26 protein-coding genes are annotated in these 24,846 nt (G+C 61.8%); 21 read left to right on the top strand and 5 right to left on the bottom strand.

Annotated elements, in window-relative coordinates:
• Positions 1-30: 30 nt before the first annotated feature.
• The gene (gene erpA, locus Q1V51_RS08875; RefSeq protein WP_300555486.1) at positions 31-360 is read right to left on the bottom strand and encodes an iron-sulfur cluster insertion protein ErpA; all 330 of its coding nucleotides are present in this window, start codon (positions 358-360) and stop codon (positions 31-33) included.
• Between the two features lie 80 nt (positions 361-440).
• Between erpA and Q1V51_RS08870 the strand changes: the two genes are divergently transcribed.
• The 16 genes from Q1V51_RS08870 (at position 441) to Q1V51_RS08795 (ending at position 14,366) form a co-directional block, all read left to right on the top strand.
• The gene (locus tag Q1V51_RS08870) at positions 441-1,631 is read left to right on the top strand and encodes a deoxyguanosinetriphosphate triphosphohydrolase (RefSeq protein ID WP_300555484.1); all 1,191 of its coding nucleotides are present in this window, start codon (positions 441-443) and stop codon (positions 1,629-1,631) included.
• 89 nt (positions 1,632-1,720) lie between these two features.
• Complete coding sequence (locus Q1V51_RS08865) at positions 1,721-2,587, top strand: SPOR domain-containing protein (RefSeq protein ID WP_300555482.1); 867 nt, start codon at positions 1,721-1,723, stop codon at positions 2,585-2,587.
• The gene (gene nagZ, locus Q1V51_RS08860) at positions 2,584-3,600 is read left to right on the top strand and encodes a beta-N-acetylhexosaminidase (RefSeq protein WP_300555480.1); all 1,017 of its coding nucleotides are present in this window, start codon (positions 2,584-2,586) and stop codon (positions 3,598-3,600) included. The genes Q1V51_RS08865 and nagZ overlap by 4 nt, the downstream gene beginning before the upstream one ends.
• A 1-nt stretch (position 3,601) precedes the next feature.
• Positions 3,602-4,420 carry a ScpA family protein gene (locus Q1V51_RS08855; protein ID WP_300555478.1) on the top strand — a complete coding sequence of 273 codons (819 nt, stop codon included), beginning with the start codon at positions 3,602-3,604 and terminating at the stop codon, positions 4,418-4,420.
• Positions 4,413-5,249, top strand: a complete 837-nt coding sequence (scpB, locus tag Q1V51_RS08850; RefSeq protein ID WP_300555476.1) for an SMC-Scp complex subunit ScpB — start codon at positions 4,413-4,415, stop codon at positions 5,247-5,249. Before Q1V51_RS08855 ends, scpB begins: the two co-directional genes overlap by 8 nt.
• A gap of 68 nt (positions 5,250-5,317) precedes the next feature.
• On the top strand, positions 5,318-5,539 hold the full coding sequence (locus tag Q1V51_RS08845) for a twin-arginine translocase TatA/TatE family subunit (protein WP_300555474.1): 222 nt from the start codon (positions 5,318-5,320) through the stop codon (positions 5,537-5,539).
• Positions 5,540-5,542: 3 nt separating this feature from the next.
• Entirely contained in the window at positions 5,543-5,947 is a 405-nt protein-coding gene (tatB, locus tag Q1V51_RS08840; protein WP_300555472.1) for a Sec-independent protein translocase protein TatB, read from the top strand.
• A complete protein-coding gene (gene tatC / locus Q1V51_RS08835; protein ID WP_300555470.1) occupies positions 5,944-6,750 on the top strand; it encodes a twin-arginine translocase subunit TatC in 807 nt (268 codons plus the stop codon). The genes tatB and tatC overlap by 4 nt, the downstream gene beginning before the upstream one ends.
• A 68-nt stretch (positions 6,751-6,818) precedes the next feature.
• Positions 6,819-8,096: a serine--tRNA ligase gene (gene serS / locus Q1V51_RS08830; protein WP_300555468.1), complete on the top strand. Its 1,278-nt coding sequence runs from the start codon at positions 6,819-6,821 to the stop codon at positions 8,094-8,096.
• A gap of 3 nt (positions 8,097-8,099) precedes the next feature.
• Positions 8,100-8,894, top strand: a complete 795-nt coding sequence (gene surE / locus Q1V51_RS08825; protein WP_300555466.1) for a 5'/3'-nucleotidase SurE — start codon at positions 8,100-8,102, stop codon at positions 8,892-8,894.
• A 12-nt stretch (positions 8,895-8,906) separates the two neighbouring features.
• Complete coding sequence (locus tag Q1V51_RS08820; protein WP_300555464.1) at positions 8,907-9,548, top strand: protein-L-isoaspartate(D-aspartate) O-methyltransferase; 642 nt, start codon at positions 8,907-8,909, stop codon at positions 9,546-9,548.
• 127 nt (positions 9,549-9,675) lie between these two features.
• On the top strand, positions 9,676-10,596 hold the full coding sequence (locus tag Q1V51_RS08815) for a M23 family metallopeptidase (RefSeq protein ID WP_300555462.1): 921 nt from the start codon (positions 9,676-9,678) through the stop codon (positions 10,594-10,596).
• 117 nt (positions 10,597-10,713) lie between these two features.
• A complete protein-coding gene (gene yajC / locus Q1V51_RS08810; RefSeq protein ID WP_300555460.1) occupies positions 10,714-11,013 on the top strand; it encodes a preprotein translocase subunit YajC in 300 nt (99 codons plus the stop codon).
• A 27-nt stretch (positions 11,014-11,040) separates the two neighbouring features.
• The gene (gene secD / locus Q1V51_RS08805; RefSeq protein ID WP_300555458.1) at positions 11,041-12,705 is read left to right on the top strand and encodes a protein translocase subunit SecD; all 1,665 of its coding nucleotides are present in this window, start codon (positions 11,041-11,043) and stop codon (positions 12,703-12,705) included.
• Between the two features lie 16 nt (positions 12,706-12,721).
• Positions 12,722-13,678, top strand: coding sequence for a protein translocase subunit SecF (gene secF, locus Q1V51_RS08800; RefSeq protein WP_300555456.1), 957 nt, complete (start codon positions 12,722-12,724; stop codon positions 13,676-13,678).
• A gap of 79 nt (positions 13,679-13,757) precedes the next feature.
• Positions 13,758-14,366: a urate hydroxylase PuuD gene (locus Q1V51_RS08795; protein ID WP_300555454.1), complete on the top strand. Its 609-nt coding sequence runs from the start codon at positions 13,758-13,760 to the stop codon at positions 14,364-14,366.
• 50 nt (positions 14,367-14,416) lie between these two features.
• Here the strand turns inward: Q1V51_RS08795 and Q1V51_RS08790 are convergent, their stop codons facing one another.
• Positions 14,417-15,709: a serine hydrolase domain-containing protein gene (locus tag Q1V51_RS08790; RefSeq protein ID WP_300555452.1), complete on the bottom strand. Its 1,293-nt coding sequence runs from the start codon at positions 15,707-15,709 to the stop codon at positions 14,417-14,419.
• A 77-nt stretch (positions 15,710-15,786) separates the two neighbouring features.
• Positions 15,787-16,404, bottom strand: coding sequence for a superoxide dismutase (locus Q1V51_RS08785; RefSeq protein ID WP_300555450.1), 618 nt, complete (start codon positions 16,402-16,404; stop codon positions 15,787-15,789).
• A gap of 98 nt (positions 16,405-16,502) precedes the next feature.
• Between Q1V51_RS08785 and Q1V51_RS08780 the strand changes: the two genes are divergently transcribed.
• Positions 16,503-17,318 (top strand): squalene/phytoene synthase family protein, encoded by an 816-nt coding sequence (locus Q1V51_RS08780; RefSeq protein WP_300555448.1) that lies wholly within the window; start codon positions 16,503-16,505, stop codon positions 17,316-17,318.
• A 78-nt stretch (positions 17,319-17,396) separates the two neighbouring features.
• The gene (locus tag Q1V51_RS08775; protein WP_300555447.1) at positions 17,397-18,092 is read left to right on the top strand and encodes an SDR family oxidoreductase; all 696 of its coding nucleotides are present in this window, start codon (positions 17,397-17,399) and stop codon (positions 18,090-18,092) included.
• Positions 18,093-18,103: 11 nt separating this feature from the next.
• On the opposite strand, the gene Q1V51_RS08770 is transcribed toward Q1V51_RS08775, so the two are convergent.
• Both Q1V51_RS08770 and trmFO read right to left on the bottom strand, forming a co-directional pair.
• Positions 18,104-20,053, bottom strand: a complete 1,950-nt coding sequence (locus Q1V51_RS08770; protein ID WP_300555446.1) for a S9 family peptidase — start codon at positions 20,051-20,053, stop codon at positions 18,104-18,106.
• A gap of 73 nt (positions 20,054-20,126) precedes the next feature.
• Positions 20,127-21,545 (bottom strand): methylenetetrahydrofolate--tRNA-(uracil(54)-C(5))-methyltransferase (FADH(2)-oxidizing) TrmFO, encoded by a 1,419-nt coding sequence (gene trmFO / locus Q1V51_RS08765; RefSeq protein ID WP_366522727.1) that lies wholly within the window; start codon positions 21,543-21,545, stop codon positions 20,127-20,129.
• A 115-nt stretch (positions 21,546-21,660) separates the two neighbouring features.
• Between trmFO and Q1V51_RS08760 the strand changes: the two genes are divergently transcribed.
• From Q1V51_RS08760 to Q1V51_RS08750, 3 genes are all read left to right on the top strand, one after another.
• Positions 21,661-22,584 carry a hypothetical protein gene (locus tag Q1V51_RS08760; RefSeq protein ID WP_300555443.1) on the top strand — a complete coding sequence of 308 codons (924 nt, stop codon included), beginning with the start codon at positions 21,661-21,663 and terminating at the stop codon, positions 22,582-22,584.
• 97 nt (positions 22,585-22,681) lie between these two features.
• Positions 22,682-23,737: a hypothetical protein gene (locus Q1V51_RS08755; protein ID WP_300555441.1), complete on the top strand. Its 1,056-nt coding sequence runs from the start codon at positions 22,682-22,684 to the stop codon at positions 23,735-23,737.
• Positions 23,738-23,819: 82 nt separating this feature from the next.
• Positions 23,820-24,833 (top strand): type II CAAX endopeptidase family protein, encoded by a 1,014-nt coding sequence (locus Q1V51_RS08750; protein WP_300555439.1) that lies wholly within the window; start codon positions 23,820-23,822, stop codon positions 24,831-24,833.
• Positions 24,834-24,846: the final 13 nt, after the last annotated feature.

The following is a 24,846-nucleotide window of genomic DNA, read 5'->3' as shown; positions in this document are numbered from 1 at the left end:
AATGATTTCAATGCGCTGGCGAGTAGGGGGTCAGACCGAGAAACTGGTGCCGCAGCCACACGCCGCGGTCGCGTTCGGATTGGTGATGCGGAAGGCCGCACCGATCAGCTCATCGACATAATCGATTTCCGAGCCTTCCAGGAACGGCAGCGAGGCTTCGTCGATGACCACTTTGGCGCCATCACGTTCTATCACCAGATCATCTGCCGCGATCTCCTTGTCGAGATCAAAGGTATAGGAGAAGCCTGAGCAGCCCCCACCGACAACACCAATGCGCAAAAGGCTCGCATCGCTTTGGGCGGCGATAATCGTGTTGATCTGCTTGGCCGCGGAGGCGGAGAGGGAGACCTGAACCGTCATCTTGTTTCCGTTGGCATTTCCGTTACGGGCTTTGTCCTTTATATGGACCCTCTACCCCGCTTTAGAAAGACCTGACCCTGATGACAATTGCGGCAACCGACCGCTCGCGCGCGCCTTACGCTTGCCACCCTTCGCAATCGCGGGGCCGATTGTATGCGCAGCCGGACAGTGCCATGCGCAATGCGTTCCAGCGTGACAGGGACCGGATCATCCATTCCGCCGCCTTCCGCCGGCTGAAGGAAAAGACCCAGGTTTTCGTGGCGCATGAAGGCGATCAGTACCGCACGCGCCTGACCCATTCGCTGGAAGTCGCCCAGATTGCACGTACCCTGGCCCGCGCGCTCAACGCTGACGAGGATCTCGCCGAGGCTCTGGCGCTGGCGCATGATCTCGGTCATCCGCCCTTCGGCCATGAGGGCGAGCGGGTCCTGGCCGAGAAGATGCAGGCTTTTGGCGGGTTCGATCACAATGCCCAGACACTGCGCGTCGTGACCAAGCTGGAAGTCCAATATCCCGAGTTCGAGGGATTGAACCTGACCTGGGAAACGCTCGAGGGTGTCGTCAAGCATAACGGGCCGCTGATCGGTCCCGGCCGCGCGCCGGAAGACCTGCCCTGGGCTTTTACCGATTACACTGACTGGCAGAATCTCGAACTGGATACCCATCCCGGGCTCGAGGCCCAGATTGCCGCGCTGTCCGACGATATCGCCTATAATAATCACGATATCGATGATGGTATCCGGTCGGGCCTGCTCGAATTGGGTCCCTTGCGCGAAATCCCGCTGATCGGCGGCATATTCGACCGGATCGAGACGCGTTGGCCGGGACTGTCACAGACCGTGAAAATCCACGAGGCGGTGCGAGAGCTGATCGGTCTGATGGTCGGCGATGTCCTCGAGGAGACCCGTCGACGTCTCGCCCTGCACAAGCCGGAAACCTATGAAGAACTGCGCAAGCTCGATCAGCCGGTCGTCGCCTTTTCGGAAGACATGCTCGAAACGCTTGCCGTTTTGCGCCGCCATCTCTTCGCCCACATGTACACGCACTACAAGGTCAATCGCATGATGAGCCAGGCCGGCCGGGTCATGCGGGACCTGTTCGACCTCTATCTGGGCGACCCGGGCGTCTTGCCGACCGACGTGCAGCTGAAGATGCAGGAGCTGGACGAAGAGGCGCGGGCGCGGGTGATCTGCGACTACATTGCCGGCATGACCGACCGCTATGCGGTTGAGGAGCATCGGCGGCTGTTTACCGTGCAGGGATATTTTTAGGCTGCTGCACACGTGAGCGATCTATCGTGCAAATGCTATCGTGCTGGTGTCCCAGACGATTCGGAATCCACAGGCAGGCAAAGCGAGTTATGACGGACCAGGACGAGGACTCCCGCATCGGCGCCTACGCGCCCCCGGCGGATGAATTCCAGACCTTTGATGCCCGTGAGGAAGAAAGCCGGCGCGGCACCTTGCTGCTGACCACGGCGATCTTCGTCATCGTGCTGTTCGCGGCGGTCGTCTACAAAGCCTTTGATCAAGGCACCCGCGAGCGCGAAGCGGCGCCGCGGATCGTGGCCGATGTCGAGCCCTATCGCGAACGTCCGGCCGACCCGGGCGGCGAGGAAACCCGGGATACCGAGCTCGATGTGTATAACCGCCTGAGTGGTGACAATGCCGAGCCGGAAGCGGTTCAGCCACGCCCGATCCCGGAAGAGCCGCTGGAGGAATCCCGGCCTGCCCTGCGCGTTGAGACCGTGACAGCAGATGCCACACAGGAACCGGCACCGGCAGCGGTCGATACCGCCCCCGAAGTCACACCGCGCCAGGCCCCTGAGCGCCCGGCAACGCAACCCCCGGCGCCCCAGCCACAGACGCAAACAACGCCTGCACCCCAAGCCGAGCCGGAACCGGTTGCCGCGCAGCCGGCCCGAACGGTCGTTGACCCGGCCCCCGCTTCCACGCGAGCGGACGGGGTGAGCGCGACGGGCGGCTGGGTGGTGCAGATCGCCTCCTTCCGCGAGGCCAGCGAGGCCGAAGCCGCCTGGCTTGCTTTCCAGGGGCGTTTTTCCGATATCGCGTCCGGCTTGGGTCCTGATATCCAGACGGCCGAGATTGAGGGGCGTGGAACCTATCACCGCCTGCGTATCGCAGCCTTCACCACGCGCGATGCCGCGACAGCCTTCTGCGCGACCCTGCAGTCGCGTGGCCAGGATTGCCTGGTGCGTAGCCGATGAGTGCACGTTCGGTAATCTACGGCCTGGCCGGACTTGAGCTGACCCCGGACGAACGCGCTTTCTTCCGCGATGCGGACCCCTGGGGGTTCATCGTGTTCGCGCGCAATATCGAGACGCCGAAACAATTGGCGCGCTTGACCATGTCCTTGCGCGATTGCGTTGGCCGCGATGCGCCTGTTCTGGTCGACCAGGAAGGTGGACGGGTGCGTCGCCTGCGCCCGCCGCATTGGCGCGAAATGCTGCCGGCCCAGCCCTATGGCGAGCTTTACCTGCGCGAACCGGAAGCGGCGATCGAAGCGGTACGGCTCAACCATCACCTGATGGCCCAGGAAATGCGCGTGGTCGGCGTGGATGTGGATTGCGTGCCATGCCTTGACCTGCGCGTGCCCGGCGCCGACGCGATCATTGGTGACCGGGCGCTCGGCGAAACGCCTCAGCCGATTATCGATCTGGGGCGGGCCGCCATGGAAGGTGTCATGGCCGGTGGGGTGGCACCGATCATCAAGCATATCCCCGGGCATGGCCGCGCCTCGGTGGACAGCCATTTGGAATTGCCGGTCGTCGATGCAGAGGCCGACCTTCTGCGTGAGACCGATTTCGCTCCATTCGAGGCGTTGAGCGATGCCCCGATGGCAATGACGGCTCACATCATCTACAGCGCCATCGATGCCGATAATCCGGCGACCACCTCAACCGAGATGGTCCAGGGCATTATCCGATCCGAGCTCGGTTTCGACGGATTGTTGATGACCGATGATTTGTCCATGAAGGCCCTGTCCGGTTCATTCCGTGAGCGCGGCGAGGCGTCGCTACGTGCGGGCTGCGATATGCTGCTGCATTGTAATGGCGATATGTCCGAGATGTGTGCGGTTGCTGAGGCGGCAGTCGAGTTGGCCGGGCGTGGACAGGAGCGGGCCGGGGGCGCGCTCGAAGCTCGAGGAAAAGCCGAGGCAATTGACGCTGTGGAAGCCGAATCGCGTCTTAATGGGCTGCTTGACCTGATCGAGGCTTGATTTGGCAGAGAACGACCTTTTCGAGGAAGACGTCCGTTTCGAGGCCGCTGAAAGTGCGGAAACGGAAGCGCTTGTCGTCGATCTCGACGGTTTCGAGGGGCCGCTGCATCTCCTGCTGGCCCTGGCGCGCAAGAAGAAGATTGATCTCGCCCGCATCTCCATTCTCGAGCTCGCCGAGCAATATCTGGAATTCATGGCGGCCGCACGCCGCAAACGCCTCGATTTGGCAGCCGACTATCTGGTGATGGCGGCCTGGCTCGCCTTCCTGAAATCGAAACTGCTTCTGCCCAAGCCACCCAAGGGCGATGAAGACGCGCCGGCAGAGGAGATGGCAGCGGCACTGGCCTTCCGCCTGCGCCGTCTCGATGCCATGCGGGCGGCCGGTGAGGCGCTTTATGCGCGACCAATCGAGGCGCGCGATGTATTCACCCGGGGCGCACCGGAAGGCGTGCGCTCGACCCGCTCGGTCATCTATGAGGCGGACCTTCACGATCTCCTGGCCGCTTACGCCAAGCGCCGGTCAGCCCGAATTCTTTCCACCTACCGGCCGCCGACCCCGAAAGTCTATGGACTCGAGGCGGCGCGCAGCCGGCTCGTCCGCATGATGCCGACCGTTTCCGATTGGCAGGAGCTGGAGAGCCTTCTTCCGGCCGGTGGGGAACTTGGCGCTGATCCACCGCCCTTGCGCTCGGTGCGGGCGAGCTCCATGCTGGCGGCACTGGAGATTACCAAGGAAGGTCACGCCCAGCTCCGGCAGCGCGAGACCTATGCGCCGCTTTACGTGAAGGCGGCGGAACGCGACGAGACCCCGAATGCGTGACGACGAGACCGGTGAGGGCGGTTCCGGCGAGAACAAGCCGGACAGCGATCCCATTTCCGACGCCATTGCCGCCTTGCGCGAACAGGCCGCGCGGCAAGGGCCGGCATCGGCACTGGATGACGCCGAGGCCGCCAAGGATCTCGGCGTTCGTCTGGCTGTGGACACCGAAAAGCAGTACCTGCGCGTGCTCGAGGCCTTGTTGTTCGCCGCATCCGAACCGCTGGACGAAGAAACCCTGATCGGCCGGCTGCCGCTCGAAGCCAATATTCCGGCACTGCTGAAGACGCTTGAAGCCGACTATGCCGAGCGCGGTGTGCGGCTGGTTGAAGTTGGCGGGCGCTGGCGTTTCGAGACGGCACCGGATCTCGCTGGCGTGCTGGAAGAAGTGCGTCAGGAGCCGAGAAAACTCTCTCAGGCCGCGCTCGAGACCCTGTCAATCATCGCTTACCACCAGCCGGTGACGCGCGCTGAGATCGAGGAGATCCGCGGCGTCGCGGTGTCGAAGGGTACGCTGGACCTGTTGTTCGAGCTGCGCTGGGTGAGACCGCGCGGGCGCCGCCGGTCGCCCGGGCGCCCGGTTACTTACGGAACGACTCCGCAATTCCTGGAATATTTCGGCTTGCCCTCGGTGGGCGATTTGCCGGGACAGGCCGACCTCAAGGCGGCCGGACTGCTCGACGCGCGTATCCCGGCCGATTTCGAGATCCCGGATCCCTCGCGCACAGAGGAATTGACCTTGCAGGAAGATCCGATGGATGAGGAAGAGGCGCACGCCTTCCATATCGACTTTATGGAGAGCGACGAGGAAACCGGCGGCGAGACTACCTGACGCAGGGGTTGGACGCGGGCGCGCGTCTGGATTAGACCTAAACAGTAATTGGTGAGACGGAGGGGCAAATGGCTCCAGGTGTATGGCAAATCGCGATTGTGGTTCTCTTGGCTGCCGTTCTGTTCGGCGGTCGTGGCAAGATCGCTGCTGTCATGGGCGATTTCGCCAAGGGTATCACGAGCTTCCGTAAGGGTTTGCGTGAAGATGATGAGACCGATGGCAAGGACGGTGAAGAACAGGCCGGTGCCATTGATGACAAATCCCGCGAAGACGAAAAGACCGGGAGCTAAGCGATGAACCCCGGCATCGGCATGCCGGAAATGCTGGTGGTGCTGGTCCTTGCTCTGGTTGTGGTAGGGCCGCAGCAGCTACCGGTATTGATGCGGCGAGTGGGTCGCATGGTCGGGCAGGCCCGGGCCATGGCCCGCGAATTCCAGCATAGTTTTGACGAGATCGGCCGTGAAACCGAGCTGTCCGAGCTGCGCAAGGAGATTGAAGCCCTCAAGAAGGCCAATCCGATCGAGGAAATTCGCGGCGAGCTCGACCAGGTCGCGCTGGACGCGCAGGATGAGAAAATCCGCCAGCTGAAGCTCTCCAAGGCTGACCCGTTTGAACAAAAGCTGATGGCCCGCAAGGCCCAGGCCGGCGCAAAACCGGCGGTGCCGCCAGCGGCCGAGGACAGTGATCAAACCCAATGAGCACCGTTGAGAAAGACGAGGTCGAGGCCAGCCGCGCGCCCCTGATGGAACATTTGATCGAGCTGCGTCAGCGCCTGATGCTGGTCATCGGTTTTCTGCTGGTGGCCTTTATTGGCGCTTTCCTGGTCTCGAACGTGTTGTATGAGTGGCTTTTGCTGCCCTATCGCGACGCTGCCGCAGTGACACGCGGCGTGCCGGTAGAGGAGCTCGACCTGACGGCGAACTTCTTTGCCCCCCTCGAGTTTTTCTTTGTACGGTTGAAACTGGCCCTGGTCGCCGCGGTTATCGTTATTTTCCCGGTCATCGCCTGGCAGGTGTACGGCTTTGTTGCGCCCGGCCTTTACAACAATGAGCGGGGCGCTTTCCTGCCCTTCATGGTGCTGTCGCCGGGCCTGTTCGGTCTTGGCGTGGCGTTTGTCTATTTCATCGTTCTGCCCATGGTCATGCGCTTCTCGCTTGGGCAGGAACAGGTGGGGGCGGAAACCGGCCTGTCGATCGAGCTTTTGCTGAACGTGTCAGATTACATGAATCTGATCACGACGCTGATGCTCGTGTTCGGGATCTCTTTCCAGATGCCGATCCTGATGATGCTCTTGGCCAAAGCCGGAATAGTTCGCTCACAAACAATGCTCAAGGGGTGGCGTTTTGCCGTCGTCGGTATCGCCCTGTTTGCGGCTTTTGCGACGCCGCCGGACCCGGTCAGTCAGATCCTTCTCGGTGGAGCACTGCTGCTGCTCTACTTCCTCTCGATCGGGGCCATGAAATTCATGGAACCCAAAGAGGACGTTGAAAGCGACAGCTGATCCGGTTTACGGCTCGCGCAGGCACGGCTATAGCCGTTGCAACACACTATCCCGACCGGATCTTCCCCATGCATGACATCAAGATTATTCGCGACGACCCGCACGCTTTTGACGCAGGGCTGGCGCTACGCGGCGTCGAGGCCCAGGCCGGACGCCTGCTCGATATCGACAAGAAACGCCGCGATGCCCTGACCCGGCAACAGGAGGCTGAGACCGAGCGCAATACGCTGTCCAAGCAAATCGGCCGCGCCAAGGCACAGGGTGATGAGGACGAGTTCAATCGCCTGCGCGGCGAGGTCGACCGCCTCAAAAGCGTGCTTGAAGAGGCGGGTGAGGAAGCCCGGCATTACGACGAGACGCTCAATCAACACTTGGCGGCCCTGCCAAACTTGCCGGAAGACGGTGTGCCGCAAGGCGAGAGCGAAGAGGACAATGCCGAGGTGCGCCGCTGGGGTGAGCCCCGGGCCTTTGACTTCGAGCCCAAGGATCACGTTGATCTCGGCGAGTCGCTCGGGCAGATGGATTTCGAAAAAGCCGCGGAACTCTCGGGCTCGCGCTTTGTTGCTCTCAAAGGGCAGCTGGCCCGGCTGGAGCGGGCTCTGGCGCAGTTCATGCTCGATCTGCATACCTCTGAGCATGGCTACACCGAGGTGAGCCCGCCTTACATGGTGCGTGACGAGGCGATGTTCGGGACCGGACAATTGCCCAAGTTTGCCGAAGACAGCTTCCGGACGACCAATGGCTACTGGCTGATCCCGACATCGGAAGTGCCGCTGACCAATCTCGCGCGAGAAACCATTCACGCCGAGGACACACTGCCGATGCGCATGACCGCCTTTACGCCCTGTTTCCGCTCCGAAGCCGGATCGGCAGGACGTGACACCCGCGGCATGATCCGCGTGCACCAGTTCCAGAAGGTGGAAATGGTCTCGCTGACAGATCCGGAAAACAGCGCCGCCGAACTGGACCGCATGACCGGATGTGCCGAGAAGATCCTGCAGCTTCTCGAACTGCCTTATCGCGTCATGCTGCTTTGCACTGGCGATATGGGGTTCTCCGCCAAGCGCACCTATGACCTCGAGGTCTGGCTGCCGAGCCAAGGGACTTACCGCGAGATTTCCTCCTGCTCCAATTGCGGTCCCTTCCAGGCGCGGCGGATGAATGCCCGTTTCCGCAAGGACGGCGAGAAGCGGCCGCAATTCCTGCACACGCTCAACGGTTCCGGTGTGGCTGTGGGCCGGGCCCTTCTGGCGGTGATGGAAAACCATCAGAATGCTGATGGGACCATCAATGTGCCGCAAGTTCTGCGTCCTTACATGGGCGGTGTCGAGACGATCGGGGGCTAGGTGATGATCCCGGACAACCCGCGCATTCTCCTGACCAATGATGACGGCATCCGCGCTCACGGATTGTCATCGCTGGAAAAGATCGCCCGTGAACTGTCCGATGACATCTGGATTGTGGCGCCGCATGAGGAGCAGTCCGGTGCTGGCCGGTCCCTGACCCTGCATGACCCGCTGCGCATTCGGCAGTGGGATGAACGCCGTTTTTCGGTGACCGGCACGCCAACCGATTGCGTCCTGATCGGCGTGCAGGACATCATTCCGGGCAAGCGTCCCGACCTCGTCCTGTCCGGCGTTAATCGCGGCCAGAACATCGCCGAGGACGTGACCTTCTCGGGCACCGTGGCCGGTGCGATGCAGGGTATGCAGCTGGGTATCCCCTCTGTCGCCCTCAGCCAGGCCTATGGGTTCAAGAAGGGTGACCCCATCGAATGGGAAACGGCCGAGCTTTATGGCGCACCGATCCTGCGGCGGCTTTTCGACCTGAAATGGCCCGAGGACGTGTTGATCAACATCAATTTCCCGGACCGCAAGCCCGAGGATGTGCACGAGGTTGAAGTGACCCGCCAGGGCCGCCGGGATCAGCATATCCTGCATGCCGATCAGCGCACGGATCCGCGCGGCGAAGATTATTACTGGCTGGCCTTCAAGGGATTATTGTCCAATCCGCCGGACGGGGTTGATCTCAAGGCCATCTATGAGGGCAAGATTTCGGTGACACCCCTGCACATGGACCTCACCCACGGCGAGACTTTGGGTAATTTGAAGAGCATGCTCGGCGGCGTACCGCCCAAGCACTAGGATACAAGCCTGATGACAATGCCCGATCCGCGCATGATCCAGCTGGTGATGTCGCTGCGCGGCGGCGGTGTGACCAACAAGGCTGTGCTCGGCGCGATCGAGCGTACGCCGCGCGACTTGTTCGTGCCGCAGCGCTTCGGCGACCAGGCATTCGATGACCGTCCCCTGCCGATTGATTGCGGTCAGACCATTTCCCAGCCTCTTATCGTGGCCCTGATGACCCAGGCCCTCGACCTCGGTGATCGCGACAAGGTGCTCGAGATTGGCACTGGCTCGGGTTACCAGGCGGCAATACTGTCGCGCCTGGCCCGGCGGGTTTACTCGGTGGAACGCTATCGCACCCTATCGCGAGAGGCCGAAGAGCGTCTTACGGCGCTGGGCCTGACCAATGTCGTGACCCGTGTCGGGGACGGATCGGTCGGTTGGCCGGAACAGGCCCCGTTTGACCGCATTATTCTGACCGCTTCGGCCCCGCAGCGGCCTGATGCGATCCTCGAGCAGCTCAAGGATGGCGGCATTGCCATTGCTCCCGTGGACCGGCCAGGGCGCCAGGTGCTCGTCCGATACACCCGCACTGACGGCGACATCCATGAGCAGGAGCTCATGGATGTCCGCTTCGTGCCGATGGTGAAGGGGGAAGCCAAGGCGCTTTGATCGCCTTTCATCAAACATGCGCCACGATTTCCGGGCATGCCGGATATGGATAACCGCCGGTTAAGCCTTCTCTGGCTTGATGGCGTGGATTTTGTGTTTGACGTGTGTGGAAGGCGTGCTCCGTTCGATGCGAATGCGTGTCCTCATCGGTGTGTTTGCGGTGGTTTCCACCGTGCTTGTTGGCTGTGCTTCGGCACCGCGCGAGCCCGCACGCGTGGATTATCGCAGCGTCGAAGCATCGGGCCGCTCCAGCGTTCCACGCCCGGTCAACCGCGCTTGCCGAAATGGATATACGGTTCGCTCCGGAGATACCCTGTCTGAAGTGGCAGAGCGCTGCGGTGTCTCCATGCGCGAACTGGCCAGCACCAATGGGCTGAATGCGCCCTACACCTTGCGCGTTGGGCAATCGCTGTCGATGCCGCGCCCGCCGGTGCATGTGGTGCAGCGGGGCGAGAACCTCTATCGCATCGGTCTGCGCTACAATATTCCGTTCCAGACGCTGGCCTCGCACAATGGTATTCGCGCGCCTTATGCCATTGAGGTCGGCCAGCAGATCCAGTTGCCGGCCGGCACCCAGGTTGCCAGTGCTGCCGGCCGCTCCAGCGGCCCGACGCGGCCAAGCGCGACCAGCCGCCGAGATGCCCGGGTGGAGAGCCGTGAGCCGGCAGCGAATGCACCGCGTTTTGACTGGCCCGTCCGCGGCCGCGTGATTTCCGGGTTTGGCCGGACCGATAGCGGCGGCCGCAATGACGGTATCAATATCGAGGTCAGCGCCGGGACGCAGGTCCGCGCCTCTGCCGCTGGCCAGGTCGTCTATGCAGGCTCCGAGCTGGCCGGTTATGGTCAGCTGGTGCTGCTGCGACATTCCAACGGCTATGTGACGGCCTACGCCCATAATCGCCGCTTGCTGGTGCGCGAAGGCGACCAGGTTGAGCGCGGCCAGGTGATCGCCGAAGCCGGATCGTCCGGCACTGTGGATTCCCCGCAAGTCCATTTCGAGATCCGCCGGGGGGTCAATCCGGAAGACCCGATGCGGCATTTGCGCTGATTTCGCACATCCATTCTACCGCTTGGGCTTGTTGCAAGCTGTTCCCACACCGATATAGTCCCGCGCAATCTTTTGTTCGCCGGCGTGTGCCGGCGCCTACGCGGAGCTGAGAACGCCATGAATGCTGAAATCATGAACATGATTGTCATGTTCGGCCTGATGATCGCTGTCTTCTATTTCCTGATCATCCGGCCGCAGCAGAAGCGCCAGAAAGAACATACCTCCATGCTCGAAGCGCTGAAAAAAGGCGATGAAGTCGTCACCCAGGGCGGTCTGATCGGCAAGGTGGCCAAGGTCGCTGATGCCGAGGTGACGCTGGATCTGGGCGATGGCGTCAAGGTCAAGGTCGTGAAGCAAACCGTCATCGACGTGCGCGGCCGTACCGAGCCGAAGCCGGCCAACGACGCCGCCAACTAAGTTCTTTCAAACTCCAGGTCTTCCGCCATGCTCTATTTCGGCCGCTGGAAGCTTCTCGCCATTATCGGGGCCATTGCCCTGGGCGTGATGTATTCCATCCCCAATCTTGTTCCCGAGGAACAGCGTTATCAGCCCAACGCTGCGGGTGAGCCGGTCGCACAGGGCATTTGGGGTTATATCCCCAGCCGGGCGGTCAACCTCGGCCTCGACCTGCAGGGCGGGTCCCATATCGTCTTCCAGGTCGATATGGACGAGGTCCGCGAGCGTCAGCTGGCCTCGTTGCGCGATGATGCGATCCAGGCCATGCAGGGCGATGGACCGCGCCTGTATCGCTCGGTGACGGTGATTGGCGATGAAGTCGTGGTTCTGGTGATCCGCCCGCAGGATCGCCAGGAAGCCTATGACCGCCTGCAATCTCTGCAGCGTCCGGTCCAGTCGCAGCCCACAGCGACCAGTTTCGTCCAGGAAAATGTGCTCGATTTCGCCTCGCTGAGCGACGAGACACCAAACGAAATCCGCATCTCGATCACCGACGCCCAGTTTGAATCGATCCAGGACCGCACGATCGCACAGTCGATTGAAGTGGTTCGCGGCCGTCTCGATGGCCTGGGCACGAATGATCCGACCATTGCCCGTCAGGGGCAGAACCGCGTTCTGGTACAGGTTCCGGGTGCTGATGATCCGCAACGCATCATCGACCTGGTGACTTCTCAGGCGGTGATGACCTTCCACATGGTTGATGACCGCATTGACCCGGGCCCCAATGGTGAGGCGCGCGTGCCCCCTGGGCGCCAGATCGTCCGCCGTTCGCCGTCCAATGGCGGTGGTTTCGTTGTCATCGAAACCCGTGAACTGCTGAGCGGGGAAAATCTGACCGATGCGGGCGTCAGCCAGGACCCGAATACGGGTCTGCCCGCTGTGTCATTCCGCTTTGACCCTCAGGGTTCGCGTATCTTTGCCGACACCACCCGCAATTTCCGCGGCCGCCGCTTCGCGATCAAGCTCGATGATGAGGTCATTACCGATCCGCGGATCAATGATCCCATTCTCAACGGCTCTGGCATCATTACCGGCAATTTCAACTATGAGACCGCCAATGATCTCGCCATCCTGCTGAGCGCCGGTGCGCTTCCAGCCACCCTGACGCCGGTCGATCGCCGCACGATCTCGCCGACGCTGGGCCAGGACCAGATCGAAAGCGGCCGGATCGCGATCATTATCGGCTTTGTCGGCGTGATCATCTTTATGCTCGCCGCCTATGGCGTGTTCGGCATTTTCTCGACCACAGCCTTGCTGGTGAATGTGGTGCTGATCCTGGGTGCCTTGTCCGGTCTTGGCGCCACGCTGACGCTGCCGGGTATCGCGGGTATCATTCTGACAATTGGCATGGCGGTGGACGCCAACGTCCTGATCTTCGAGCGCATACGCGAGGAGGTCAGGCTTTACAAGCGATCACCCATGCTGGCCATCGAGGGCGGATATCAACGCGCCGGGGCTGCTATTCTTGATGCCAACGTTACGACGCTGATCGCCGCTCTGGTACTGATCTTCCTCGGCGCCGGCCCTGTCCGAGGCTTTGCCATTACCCTGGGTATCGGGGTTGTCACCTCCGTCTTCACCGCGTTCGTCTTCTCGCGTCTGCTGGCCGTGACCTGGCTGCGGACCGTGAAGCCGACCAAGCTGCCGCTTTAAGGGGAGGGATCAGACAATGTCCTTTGCTCTCGTCAACTACCTGCCCACCGGCACCGAGTATGGTTTCATACGCCTGCGCCGCATGGCGCTGCTGGTCTCCCTTGCCCTCATGCTGGGCTCGGTCGGCGCCTATTTCGGTTTCGGCATCAATTTCGGAATTGATTTCCGTGGTGGTATCCAGCTGGAAGTGATGACCGATGAACCGGCGGATGAGCTGCGTGCTGTTGCCGATGGTCTCGGCTTTGGTGAATCGGAGATCCAGGCCTCTCGTGCCCCCGCCGGTGAGGTTCGCAGTGTCATGATCACCCTGCCATTGCAGCCGGGTGAGGGCATTGAGGCCGAGCAGGCGCAACAGGCTGCCGGCCTGGCCCTGCGCGAAGCCCTCTCAGCGAGCTTCCCGGGTATTGATCTGCGGGGCGATTCCGTTATCGGTGCGGCGGTATCTGGAGAACTGATCCAGACCGGTATCATCGCCATCGTGGTGGCGCTGATCCTGATGCTGGCCTACATCCTTCTTCGCTTTGACCAGCCGGCCTACTCCTTCGGCGCGGTCCTGGCCCTCACGCACGATGTTATCGCCACGGTCGGTCTGTTCGCCATTACACAAATGACGTTCGACCTGGCGACCGTCGCGGCCATCCTCACCATTGTCGGTTACTCCATGAACGACACCGTGGTCGTCTATGACCGCATCCGGGAGAATCTGCGCAAGTACAAGAAGCGTCCGCTCGACGAGGTTCTGGACCTCTCGTTGAATGACACGCTGTCGCGCACCATCCTGACCTCTGTGACGACACTGATCGCGCTGTTTTCGCTCTACCTGATTGGTGGATCGGCGCTGAAAGGCTTCTCTCTGGCCATGATCTGGGGCGTGGTGATCGGGACGTATTCCTCGGTCTTCGTGGCTGTGCCCCTGCTTCTGACGCTCAATGTTGCGCGCTCCAGCGATGACGCTGAAGCCGAGGGCCAATAGGGCGGGGCTTATCCTGAGAGGCGAATTCGGCTAATTTCCCTCCCCGATACAGGAGTTTGATTCCTCGGGGAGGGGCCTCATGGCTGCAATTCTGACTAATCTTCGTACCACGGTACATGTCTCTATACTGATCGCCATCCTTCTGGTGGCGTCCTATGTCCTCTGGGGCGGGGTCGATGCCGGGCCAGCGCTCTGGCAGGCGATCGCGCGCTGGACGCACGTCGTCGCGGGCATCATGTGGATTGGGCTGCTCTGGTACTTCAACTTCGTCCAGATCCCGAACATGCCGAATATTCCCGATGAGCAGAAGCCGGCCATCGGCAAGGTGATCGCGCCGGCCGCGCTGTTCTGGTTCCGTTGGGGCGCCGCTTTTACGGTCCTGACTGGCCTGATCATCGCAGCGCTGCGCGGCTATATGGTTGAAGTGCTCAGCCTCGGACTGATCGCAGACGTCTATACGCCGCAATATTCCTTCATCGGCATCGGCATGTGGCTGGCCCTGATCATGGCGTTCAATGTCTGGTTCGTGATCTGGCCGAACCAGAAGATCGCCCTCGGTATTGTCGAAGCGGATGCGGACGCCAAGCCGAAAGCGGCGCGGACGGCGATGCTGTTCTCGCGCACCAATACGCTTCTGTCCTTCCCGATGCTGGTCGCCATGTCTATGGCCCAGACGATTTTCGGCTAGGCTTCAAGCGCATCTGAAAAAGAAAAGGCCCGCCGTTTGGCGGGCCTTTTTTATTCGTCCTGCTGGGCGGCCGTCACACCCTGGTAGAGATAGGGCCTGAAGACTGCGCTGGAGCGTGGCCCAGGCTGATGCGGGCCCGGCTGGATCTGGGTCATGATGACGGCGGAAATCCGCTGCGACGGCATGACCACGAAATCGGTATCGAAATAGCCGCCCCAGCTGACATCGCCGGGAATGCCCTGCGGTTCCTCACCCTCGGCCGGCGGGACGACCACGGCAAAGCCGAAGCCATAGCTGGCACCTTCCCAGCCATTGCCTAGCTGCTCTCGCGAAACCTGAGGCGACATCATCTCCGCCAGGGTCTCTTCGCTGATCAGGCGCACATCACCGAGCGCACCGCCATTGGCCAGCATCATGGCAAAACGGATATAGTCAGACGCGGTGGACACCAGACCGCCCCCGCCGGACGCCCAGTCCGGATTAGGCTGGGCGAACTCGACCATCGCGCCGCTCTCATCATGAATGTAGAGCGGGGTCATATCCGCTTCCTCGAAGGCCACATCGTCGAAGAAGAAGCCGGTATTGTGCATGTCGAGCGGCGTGAAGATGCGGGTCTCCATGAAACCCTCGAGGCTTTCACCGGAGGCCACCTCGATCACGCGGCCGAGCACATCATTGGAATAGGAATAGATCCAGCGCGCGCCCGGATCGACATACAGCGGCAACTCGGCCAGGCGGTCCATGCGGGCGGCGAGGTCGCCATCGCCGTTATAGAGCGAGTTTTCCAGGTAGAGCCGGCCCAGGTCCGTATCGGTCTCGAAGATGTAGCCGATCCCTGCCGTATGGGTCAGGAGCTGACGGATGGTGATCGGGCTGGCCGGAGCGCGGGTCTCAATTTCACCCTCGCCATTGGCCATCGGCGAGACGGCGACGCGGACATCGGCGAAAGACGGGATGTAGTCGGACACCGGGTCGTCGAGACCGATCTGCCCCGCCTCGACCAGCATCATCGTGGCCAGCGCGGTCACCGGCTTGGTCATCGAGGCGATGCGGATCGGGCTGTCGACGGTCATCGGCTGGCCCGTCTCAAGGTCGACGAGGCCAACCTCACTGGTATGGAAGACCTGTTCGCCGACAGCGACCATGACCGCATAACCCGGGCGTACGCCACTATCAGCGAGCGCGGTCAATTGCGCTTCAAGCGCGTAGAGCGGTTCAAGATTGAGGACGGGCTGCAGCGCGGCCGGCGTGGCGGCTTCAGCGGGGTGATCGGCGGTAGACGCCGGGGAGCAATTGGCGAGAACAAGAGCACTCGCCAATACGGTGCCAAGACGAAGCAACATGGGTTTCCCTCTGGGGACTTTTATCGACCAGAGGGAAACCTAGAGCGCAAGTCGGGTCTTGGCGACCTATTCTTGACTTATGCGGCGGCTTGCTTGGCGCTCGCCAGGTTGGCCGCGGCAAAGTCCCAGTTCACCAGCTTGTCGAGGAAGGTGGTGATGTAGTCCGGGCGACGGTTCTGGAAGTCGAGATAATAGGCGTGCTCCCAGACATCCATGGTCAAGAGCGGGGTGACGCCATCCTCGGTCAGCGGGGTTTCCGCATTCAGGGTCTTGCGCACTTCCAGCTTGCCATTGACCAGGACCAGCCAGGCCCAGCCGGAACCGAACTGGGTCGCACCGGCATCCGCGAAGGCCGCCTTGAACGCGTCCAGCGAGCCGAAGTCACGATCGATCAGCTCGGCCAGCTCACCGGTCGGTGCGCCGCCACCATTAGGTGCCATCGAGTGCCAATAGAAAGTGTGGTTCCAGATCTGTGCAGCATTGTTGAAAATGCCCGCCTTGGCCGCGTCACCGGCGGAGGCCAGGATGACGTCCTCAAGGCTCTTGTCAGCCAGATCGGTGCCTTCGATCAGGCCGTTCAGCTTGCCCACATATGCATTGTGGTGCTTCCCATGGTGGAAATCGAGCGTCTCCGAGGAGATATGAGGGGCAAGCGCGTCTTTGGCGTAGGGCAGTTCGGGCAGGGTGAAAGCCATGGGAACCTCTCAGGCAAACAGTATCGGGAAAGTCCGGCAGGGCCGGTTCGTCCCCTCCCATATGGGGTGTGGCTGCCGCCTGTCCACAGGAGCAGCTGATGCCAACTGAAGATTTCAACGCCCTGTTACAAAAGTCCGATCCGGATCGGCGCATGGCTGCCCTGTTTGCACCGGCAGAGCTGCGAGACCGGTTGTTCGTGCTCTACGCCTTCAACCAGGAAATCGGCCGCATCGCCGAGGCGACATCGGAGAGCCTGATCGGGGAAATGAAGCTGACCTGGTGGCGTGATGCGGTCGAGGATCTCTATGCCGATCCGGCCAAGGTGCGCCGTCATGATGTGACCGAAGGGTTGGCCGGGCTGACCGGCCTTCTGTCCAGGGAAGACCTGCTCGACATGATTGCAGCGCGGCTCGACGATGTGACGGCGCGGCCCTTCACCGATCTGGGTGATCTCATCGCCTATGTTGACCGGACATCGGGACGACTGATGCGTCTCGCCTTGGGCGCCAGCGAAGTCGCGGTGGACGGCGCGCTGAGCCGGAGTGCCGGGCGGGCCTGGGGGCTGACCGGCTTGTTGCGGGCTTTCCCGCACCGGGCACAGATTGGCCGCGCGCCGCTGGCCGGTGATACTCTAACCGAGGCCGGGGGCAGTGCCGCCATGCTGGCCCAAGGCCTGGGTGGAAACCTGATCGGCCCGGCGCTGGAGGATGTGCGTGCGGTTATTCATGCCGAGCTTGACACCCTGTCGGCATTTGGCGCCCTGCCGGCCGAAGCGGTCCCCGCTCTGGGCTATGTCCGCCTGGTCCCGGGTTATCTCAAGCGACTGCCCGCCAACCCGTTCCAGACTGGCGCCGAACCGCCGCTTCTGGTGCGTCAGCTGCGCCTGAGCTGGCTCTCCCTGACCGGGCGCTAGACCGGCTTCACTGTACAAAAGGCTGACAAGCGGCGGAATTGGAATAGGTTGTGACGGAATCGAGACAGGAGACACGACATGCCCCATGCTTTGATCACCGGCGCCAATCGCGGTCTGGGCCTGGAACATACCCGGCAACTGCTTGAACGCGGCTGGACGATCACGGCGGCATGCCGCAATCCCGATGCAGCCAGCGAGCTCAAGGCGCTTGACCCGGGTGATGGCCGTCTGACCCTTGAAACCTATGACGCAGCCGATCTCGGCGCGGCAGCCGCTCTGGCCCAGCGCGTCGATGGACCGATTGATCTCCTGTTCGCCAATGCCGGCATGATGGCGCCGAGCACGCGGGGTTTCGGCGGAGCGGCCAATGCCGACATGGTCACCGAAATGACGGTGAACTCCATCGCCCCGCTGGCGCTGGCTGAAGCCTTTGCCGATCAGGTCGCGGCGTCGGAGATGAAAATCATCGCCCTGCAATCGAGCCGCATGGGGTCGATCGCGGACAATACCAGCGGCGGTGCCTATGGCTATCGCGCCTCCAAGGCGGCGCTCAATGCCATCGGCAAGTCTCTCAGCCTCGACCTGAAAGATCGTGACATTGTCGTCCTGATCCTGCACCCGGGCTGGGTCCGCACCGATATGGGCGGCCCCAACGGTCTGATGACCGCGCCGGAAAGCGTATCCGCCCAGCTCGACCTGATTGCCCGTGCCTTCAACCAGCCAGCCATGAGCGGCCGCTTCTTCCACATCAGTGGCGAAGACCTGAACTGGTAAGACCGACCCGCTTACTCGCCGATATGCTCGGCGAGGAAGCGTTCGATCTCGGCCATGAATTGCAGGCGCATGGCCTCGTTGTCGACGAGGCTGTGTCCGCCGCCTTCTAGCTCGATATAGGTTACAGGGACGCCGGCCCGGCGCAGCGCGCGTTCCATGAAGCGGCTCTGCGATTCGGGCACTACGCTGTCGTCATCGCCATGGATGAGTAGCACCGGCGCCGTGATCTGATCGGCATTCTGCCGCGGCGAGACCTCGCTCAGCACGCTCATACTGTCGAGGTCCTCATTGCCCGTCATGGCCTCTGACCAATAAGCGTAGGACCAGTGGGTGCGGCCAAAGCGTTCGCGTGAATAGCGCAACATGGCCGGCACATCGCCGACACCGGCAATGGAAATAGCGCACTGGTAGAGGTCTGGCGTGAAAGCCGCGCCGGCGAGGGCAGAATAGCCGCCATAGCTCCATCCCATGATGCAGGCCCGGTCCGGATCGGCGACACCGCTCTCCACCATGGCGGCGAGGGCGTCGGTGACGTCGTGCTGCATCACGCCGGTACCCCACTGCCCGTAGCCCGCCACTTCCCAGGCAGCGCCATAACCGGAAGAGCCGCGGAAATTGGGCTGGATCACCGCATAGCCACGCGTGGCTAGGAAGTGGGCGAGATAATCGAAACCGCCGACATCACGCGAGGCCGGACCGCCATGCGGCAGGACGACGGTCGGGAAGGGGCCTTCGCCTTCCGGCTGGGTCACATAAGCGTAGACCTTGGTGCCATCGCGCGCGTCAAAGGCAATATAATTGCGGGCCGGGAGATTGGCATTGCCGAGCTGGCCATAGGGGCTGCCGACGAGCGCGACCTGTCCGCTATTGACGTCATACATGAAGAACAAGGGCGCATTGCGCTCGTTCTCGACGCTGAGAATGAAGCGAGAGCGATCCTGCGACCAGTTCAGGATGGTGACCTGGTAATCGGGAAAGGCCCCTGCCAGCGCGCTCTGATAATTGGCGATTTCCTCGTCGAACCAGACCGTACGGGTGAAGGCGTGATCATAGGTCACACCGATCGTGCGGTTGGTGTAGGGGTCCTCGATGATGCCATCGACGTCATACTCGTCGCTCTGGAAGACCGGCCGAAGAACCTCCCCGTTTTCCAGCGAGACCGCGAACAGGCCGAGCGTGTGTGCGCCGGTTTCCGTGGTGGCGTAGAAGGTCACGGCAAGATTGCCGTCCGGCAGTAGCCCCCAGGCGCTGAAGGTGATCTGGGTCGCGTTCTCGATGTCCTGCACCGTGACCCAGTCCTCGCCCTGCCGCACCATGAGGCGCTGGCGGTTGTCCGTATTGGAGTATTCCACCCGGGCCACGGGCTCACCGTTCTCGTCGATCACCCAGTCTCGGGTTGTCGGTGTGCCCTGACCCACCGTACCAACGCCGCGGTCGCCAAAATTGGCGGCGAGGAGGTCATACCGGTCCTGGCGGTCGAAGGCCGGAATGAAAGCGCGATTATTGACCCGGTCGACGCCGAGAATACGGCCGAGGAAATAATTGTCGCCCGTGCGGCCGGAATTGCGCAGCAGCTGGCGGAACTCGAAATCATTGTCGAGATCGAAGCTGAGGACGGCGGAGAAATCGACGGTGCCGCGAACCTCGTCATATTCCTGCGCCTCGCTGCCCGATAGCAAAAGCCGGCTATTATTGCCCCAGACAATGCGCTGCGGGCGAATACTGGCAATGTTGACGCCACGGTCCCGGCGCGCGGCAATATCGCGGACGTTGAGTGAGCGATTGCCGTTGACGGTGCTGATGAATGCCAGTTTCTGGCCGTCAGGCGAGATCTGCACCATCGCCATGTGCGGCAGGCGCGCGAAATCTTCCAGCGGCGGCGGGGCCTGCAAGGCAGACGTGGCCGGATTGATCATCAGGGCCGCAAACAGGGCAGCGGCAGCAACGAAGAATTTGGACATGGAATCCCCCCAACTAGCGGTGGGACGATACCCCAAATCCTGAGGGGTGCAATGTCAGGTGCTAGAAATAAATTTATGCAACTATTGCGGTATTTTCGGGCAACCAGTTTGCCAGATCATCCAGTGCGCGGGCCGACATCAGCTTCTTTTTGGCCACGCTTTTCGCTTTGCCGCGAATGCGATTGCCGTCTTCGTCCCGGCTGGGGGCCTGCATTTGCGGGAAGAGACCGAAATTGACATTCATCGGCTGGAAGGAGCCCTTGCCGGCATCGAGATGTCCACCGGTGACATGTTCAATCAAGGCGCCGAGCGCTGTGGTCTCCGGCGGTGGGCTGATCGAATGGCCGAGACGCTCTGCCGCAGCAAAACGGCCGGCCAGGAGCCCCATGGAGGCGCTTTCAATATAGCCCTCCACACCGATCAGCTGACCGGCAAAGCGCAGGCGCGGCTGGGATTTAAGGCGTAGCTGCTTATCCAGCAGTTTGGGCGAGTTGAGGAAGGTGTTGCGATGGATGCCGCCAAGGCGTGCGAAACGCGCCTCTTCCAGACCCGGGATCATACGGAAAATATCGCCTTGGGCGCCGTATTTCAGCTTGGTCTGGAAGCCGACCAGATTGAATAGCGTGCCCAGGGAATTGTCCTGGCGCAGCTGTACAATGGCGTGCGGCTTGATGTCCGGCTGATGCGGATTGGTGAGGCCGACCGGTTTCATCGGGCCGTGACGCAGGGTTTCGCGGCCGCGCTCGGCCATGACTTCAATGGGAAGGCAGCCTTCAAAATAGGGCGTGTTCTCTTCCCACTCCTTGAACTCGGTCTTGTCGCCGGCAATCAGGGCATCAATGAAGGCATTGTACTGCTCCTCATCCATCGGGCAGTTGAGATAGGCGGTCCGGTCGGCCTCGGTCTCGCCCTTGTCATAGCGCGACTGGAACCAGGCCTTTTCCATATTGATGCTGTCGCGATAGAGCACCGGCGCGATGGCATCGAAAAAAGCCAGTTCGCCTTCGCCCGTCTCCTTGAGGATGGCTTCCGACAGGCTTTCCGAGGTGAGGGGGCCGGTGGCAATAATGACGCTGTCCCAGTCTTCCGGCGGCAGGGCCGGGATTTCCTCACGCTCGATGGTGACCAGCGGGTGGTCCGTCAGCCGCCTGGTGACCGCCTCGGAGAAGCGGTCGCGATCGACCGCGAGTGCTCCGCCGGCCGGCAGGCGGTGATTGTCGCCCTCTGCCATGATGATCGAATTGCAGCGGCGCATCTCCTCATGCAACAGGCCGACCGCATTGGTCTGGTGGTCATCCGAGCGGAAGGAGTTGGAGCACACCAGCTCGGCCAGGCCGTCGGTCTTGTGAGCCTCGGTTTCCTTCACGCCGCGCATCTCGTGCAGGATGACGGGTACGCCGGCTCTCGCAAGCTGCCAGGCGGCCTCGGAACCGGCCATGCCGCCGCCGATAACGTGTACAGGTTTGATGTCTGAATGTGTCATGCCCGGCATATCGATCCGGGACGCGGTTTAGTCAAGCGTCCCCGCACGTTGTGTCCGCGGCACACTGACCTGACATCTTGCCTCCCGGCCGCCCCGTCTATTTAACGGGGCAAAGAGAGGTGACATGAACGCGAACGCCCAGACCCCGACGCCGTTGAATCCGACACCCGTGCCGATCCTGCAAAGTGTCGCTGCGGCCTATGCCTTTTTCATCTCGCACTGGCGCCCGGCCATCCTGGCGGCCCTGCCGTTCACACTGACCCAGGCCGCCATTCTGGTGCTCCTGATGCAGATCGGGCCGGACGGTACCCATAATGATGCGCTGGCAACGCTCGCTTTCGGTCTCACCCTGATCAATTTCGTCACCCAGATCTCCTTCACCTCGTCCATGTTCCGCATGGCCGTACGCGGTGATTATGGCGGCTGGCTGCATCTCAAGGTCGGAGCGGATGAGTTCCGCGTCTTCATCGTCAGCGTGCTGGTCGTGCTGTTCACGCTGATCGTCGCGGTTCTGGTGGGCATGTTCTGGCTGGCCTTTTTCAGCTCGATTGTCGGCGGATCGCTTGAACGGGCCGGCGTGGACCCGGAAGCCTCCGGTTTCGACCTGGTTGAAGCCACCGCCTATCTGACAGCGATGGATTGGGGGTTTGTCATCCTGATCGGCGTGGGCTGCCTTGCCGTGATGACCTGGCTGACCGCGCGCTTGTCCCTGGCGCTGCCGGCGACGATCGACAAGGGCGAGATCCAGGTCATGCGGATCTGGCCGCTGTCCAAGGGCCAGGCCTGGCGGATTGCCGCTGCGATCCTGCTGACCACCTTGCCGCTTCTACTGCTCCAGGTCGGCCTGTACGAGCTCATCGGCATGATCAATGGCGAGCGCTTGTTGAGCTCGACGGTGACCATTGGAGACACCATGGAACAGCCGGCAGGTTTCCAGCGCTATGGCGAATATATCCGCTGGTTCGGCTTGATGGCGTTTCTCAACTATCCGGTGATGTCTGGTCTCTACGCCTATATCTACCGTCAGCGCGTGGCCGCGCCGGAATAGGAGCGGGCGCGGGACAGGCTTTCGCGAATTCCCCCTTTTGTTTTCGACCGGATCGGCGAAACTGCCCGCAACACATGTTTCGGTAGTGGGGGACGCCATGAGTGATCGAAAATTTGATATCGGCAGCGGTATTTTCTGGTTTTTCAAACGCTTCGGGGAAAACCCGGCCGGTGTTTTATGGATCGCCCTGTGGCAGATCTTGGTCGGCGGGGCGATTGTCGGCCTGGTCCTGGCCTTTCTGCTCCCGTCCTACCAGGAATTCATCACCACAATTATCGAGCTGGAGAATGGCAGCGTCTCGGATGAAGAGGCGGCCATGGGTATTCTCACGGCGATCTTCACCCTGCTGGCCAGTGCCAGCTGGGGCGCCATTCTCGGAATATTGGCCAGCCTGTCTTTCCAGGGCGCCTGGATGCGTTTCCTGACCCGTCGCCCCATGGCGGCTGTGATCCCGTTGCGCCTGGGCAGCGATGAGTTTCGTCTGCTCGGCGTCAACCTGCTCTACATTGCAGTCGGTATCGCCATGTATATCGGTGTGATCATGGCATTGGTGACCTTCGGTGTTGCCGGCGGCGGCATGCTGGCGGCCAGCGGAGACAATTCCATGGCCGGCGGGATCGGCTTCGGTCTCGTCATGTTCCTGGGTTTCCTCGGGGTATTGCTGTCGGTCATATTTATCGCCGTCAAGCTGTCCGTGGCTCCGGCGCTAACGGTGCATGACAGCAAATTCCGCTTCTTCGAAAGCTGGGAAGCGACCGACGGCGTCTTCTTCCCGACCCTTCTGTCCTACATCATCGTACTCATTCTCTCGCTCATTTTCGGCAGCCTTCTCGGCTTTGTGCTTGAGCTCGGCTTCCTGGGAGCGATGATGCCGGTGATCGAGGAATTCACTCACCTGGCGCAAGGTGCGGAACCGACCGTGGAGGAAGTGTTTGCCACCCTGCAGTCGACCCTTTCGGAGCCGTCTGTCTATATCCCGATGGCGATCGGCGGCACGCTGATGTATCTGCTGCAGATCGTACTCGAGGGCTTCTGGCATGGCGTCGGCGCCTATAACGCCGTGCGTCACCGCGCTGGCGGCGAGGCTCCGGAAGAGGATGCCCCGGTGCTCGGTGCCGATCACCCGGCCGGTGCCAGCCCGAGCGAAGGCTGATCGTCTCGCCCAGTAACATGCGGCCCGGCTCGATAGCCGGGCCGTATTCTGTCAATCAATCGCGTTACCTGGAGTACCCCTGATGTCGACCCCCGCAGAGGATAGCCAGACCTGGCCCGGTGAGCCGGCCTTCGCCCCCATTCCGGCTCACGCCAAGCTCGGTCCGGCCTGGGCGACGTCTCTGGTCCAGTTGATGTTCTTCGCCATCGCGACCCTGGCCTCCCTGGTTCCGGTGATCACCTTCGTTATCATTGCGATCGTCGAGGCCGGCGGAGAAATCGATGATCCGGCGGCCCTGCTCGAGGGGCCGATGATGGGCAAGGCGCTGCTCTACGCCCTGCTGGGTCAGTTCGCGGTGTGGGGCGGGGTCACGCTGATCTGGACGCGGGTGCGGGAGAAGCGCTCACTGGCCACGATTGGTCTGGGCGGCCGCGGTTGGATCAAACGCTATGCGCTGGGCTTTCTCGGTGGTGTCGTTATCGCCTTCACGCTCGGCATGGTGGCCTTTGCATTGACAGAACTGGCGGGGACGACGCCCTCGGATATGCCGGACCTCGATAATCTCGACTATTCCCGGCTCGGTGAGCCGGCCCTGTTCGTGCCTCTGCTGATCGTCGCCGGACTGTTCATGTTCCAGGCCACCGTCGAGGAAGTCACCTTCCGCGGCTGGATGATGTCCTCGCTGGCCGCGCGCAGCGGCATGATGCCGGCCATTTTCGTCAACTCGATCGTCTTCGGTCTGCTGCACGCGCATGTTCTGTCCATGGGCATCGCCTCCGGTTCCATTGCGCTGGGCGGGATCGCCGCGACCGGTCTCTTCCTGTCGGTCCTGGCCTGGAAAGAGCGCTCCATAGCCGGGGCGAGCGGCGTGCATAGCGGTTTCAACGTGTCCATCCTGACCACAGGGCTTGGCGTGGCGATGCTGGCGGAACCGGATGTGGAATGGCTCGGCCTGTTTGCTGAGGTGCTCAACGAGTCGACCGGCATGGCCGAGGACGGAACAATCCCGGTGACGCCGGAACTCTTCACCCAGCTCGCGGTCATGCTAACACTGGCAATTGTGGCGGCGATCCTCTTGCGCCGCCGGCGCAGCTAGACAGGAGACGGGA

The organism is Maricaulis sp., from assembly GCF_030149235.1.
Lineage (GTDB): Bacteria > Pseudomonadota > Alphaproteobacteria > Caulobacterales > Maricaulaceae > Maricaulis.
Note: the sequence above shows the minus strand (reverse complement) of the source record. Positions and strands in the feature narration are given on the sequence as shown.

Coding starts and splice junctions, on each gene's coding strand:
- yajC (WP_300555460.1), top strand. CDS start 10,714: ATGAATGCTGAAATCATGAACATGATTGTCATGTTCGGCCTGATGATC.
- surE (WP_300555466.1), top strand. CDS start 8,100: ATGATCCCGGACAACCCGCGCATTCTCCTGACCAATGATGACGGCATC.
- nagZ (WP_300555480.1), top strand. CDS start 2,584: ATGAGTGCACGTTCGGTAATCTACGGCCTGGCCGGACTTGAGCTGACC.
- Q1V51_RS08780 (WP_300555448.1), top strand. CDS start 16,503: ATGCCAACTGAAGATTTCAACGCCCTGTTACAAAAGTCCGATCCGGAT.
- Q1V51_RS08815 (WP_300555462.1), top strand. CDS start 9,676: ATGCGAATGCGTGTCCTCATCGGTGTGTTTGCGGTGGTTTCCACCGTG.
- serS (WP_300555468.1), top strand. CDS start 6,819: ATGCATGACATCAAGATTATTCGCGACGACCCGCACGCTTTTGACGCA.
- tatB (WP_300555472.1), top strand. CDS start 5,543: ATGAACCCCGGCATCGGCATGCCGGAAATGCTGGTGGTGCTGGTCCTT.
- secF (WP_300555456.1), top strand. CDS start 12,722: ATGTCCTTTGCTCTCGTCAACTACCTGCCCACCGGCACCGAGTATGGT.
- Q1V51_RS08785 (WP_300555450.1), bottom strand. CDS start 16,404: ATGGCTTTCACCCTGCCCGAACTGCCCTACGCCAAAGACGCGCTTGCC.
- Q1V51_RS08750 (WP_300555439.1), top strand. CDS start 23,820: ATGTCGACCCCCGCAGAGGATAGCCAGACCTGGCCCGGTGAGCCGGCC.
- Q1V51_RS08795 (WP_300555454.1), top strand. CDS start 13,758: ATGGCTGCAATTCTGACTAATCTTCGTACCACGGTACATGTCTCTATA.
- trmFO (WP_366522727.1), bottom strand. CDS start 21,545: ATGCCGGGCATGACACATTCAGACATCAAACCTGTACACGTTATCGGC.
- erpA (WP_300555486.1), bottom strand. CDS start 360: ATGACGGTTCAGGTCTCCCTCTCCGCCTCCGCGGCCAAGCAGATCAAC.
- Q1V51_RS08870 (WP_300555484.1), top strand. CDS start 441: ATGACAATTGCGGCAACCGACCGCTCGCGCGCGCCTTACGCTTGCCAC.
- scpB (WP_300555476.1), top strand. CDS start 4,413: ATGCGTGACGACGAGACCGGTGAGGGCGGTTCCGGCGAGAACAAGCCG.
- Q1V51_RS08770 (WP_300555446.1), bottom strand. CDS start 20,053: ATGTCCAAATTCTTCGTTGCTGCCGCTGCCCTGTTTGCGGCCCTGATG.
- tatC (WP_300555470.1), top strand. CDS start 5,944: ATGAGCACCGTTGAGAAAGACGAGGTCGAGGCCAGCCGCGCGCCCCTG.
- Q1V51_RS08775 (WP_300555447.1), top strand. CDS start 17,397: ATGCCCCATGCTTTGATCACCGGCGCCAATCGCGGTCTGGGCCTGGAA.
- Q1V51_RS08865 (WP_300555482.1), top strand. CDS start 1,721: ATGACGGACCAGGACGAGGACTCCCGCATCGGCGCCTACGCGCCCCCG.
- Q1V51_RS08820 (WP_300555464.1), top strand. CDS start 8,907: ATGACAATGCCCGATCCGCGCATGATCCAGCTGGTGATGTCGCTGCGC.
- secD (WP_300555458.1), top strand. CDS start 11,041: ATGCTCTATTTCGGCCGCTGGAAGCTTCTCGCCATTATCGGGGCCATT.
- Q1V51_RS08760 (WP_300555443.1), top strand. CDS start 21,661: ATGAACGCGAACGCCCAGACCCCGACGCCGTTGAATCCGACACCCGTG.
- Q1V51_RS08790 (WP_300555452.1), bottom strand. CDS start 15,709: ATGTTGCTTCGTCTTGGCACCGTATTGGCGAGTGCTCTTGTTCTCGCC.
- Q1V51_RS08845 (WP_300555474.1), top strand. CDS start 5,318: ATGGCTCCAGGTGTATGGCAAATCGCGATTGTGGTTCTCTTGGCTGCC.
- Q1V51_RS08755 (WP_300555441.1), top strand. CDS start 22,682: ATGAGTGATCGAAAATTTGATATCGGCAGCGGTATTTTCTGGTTTTTC.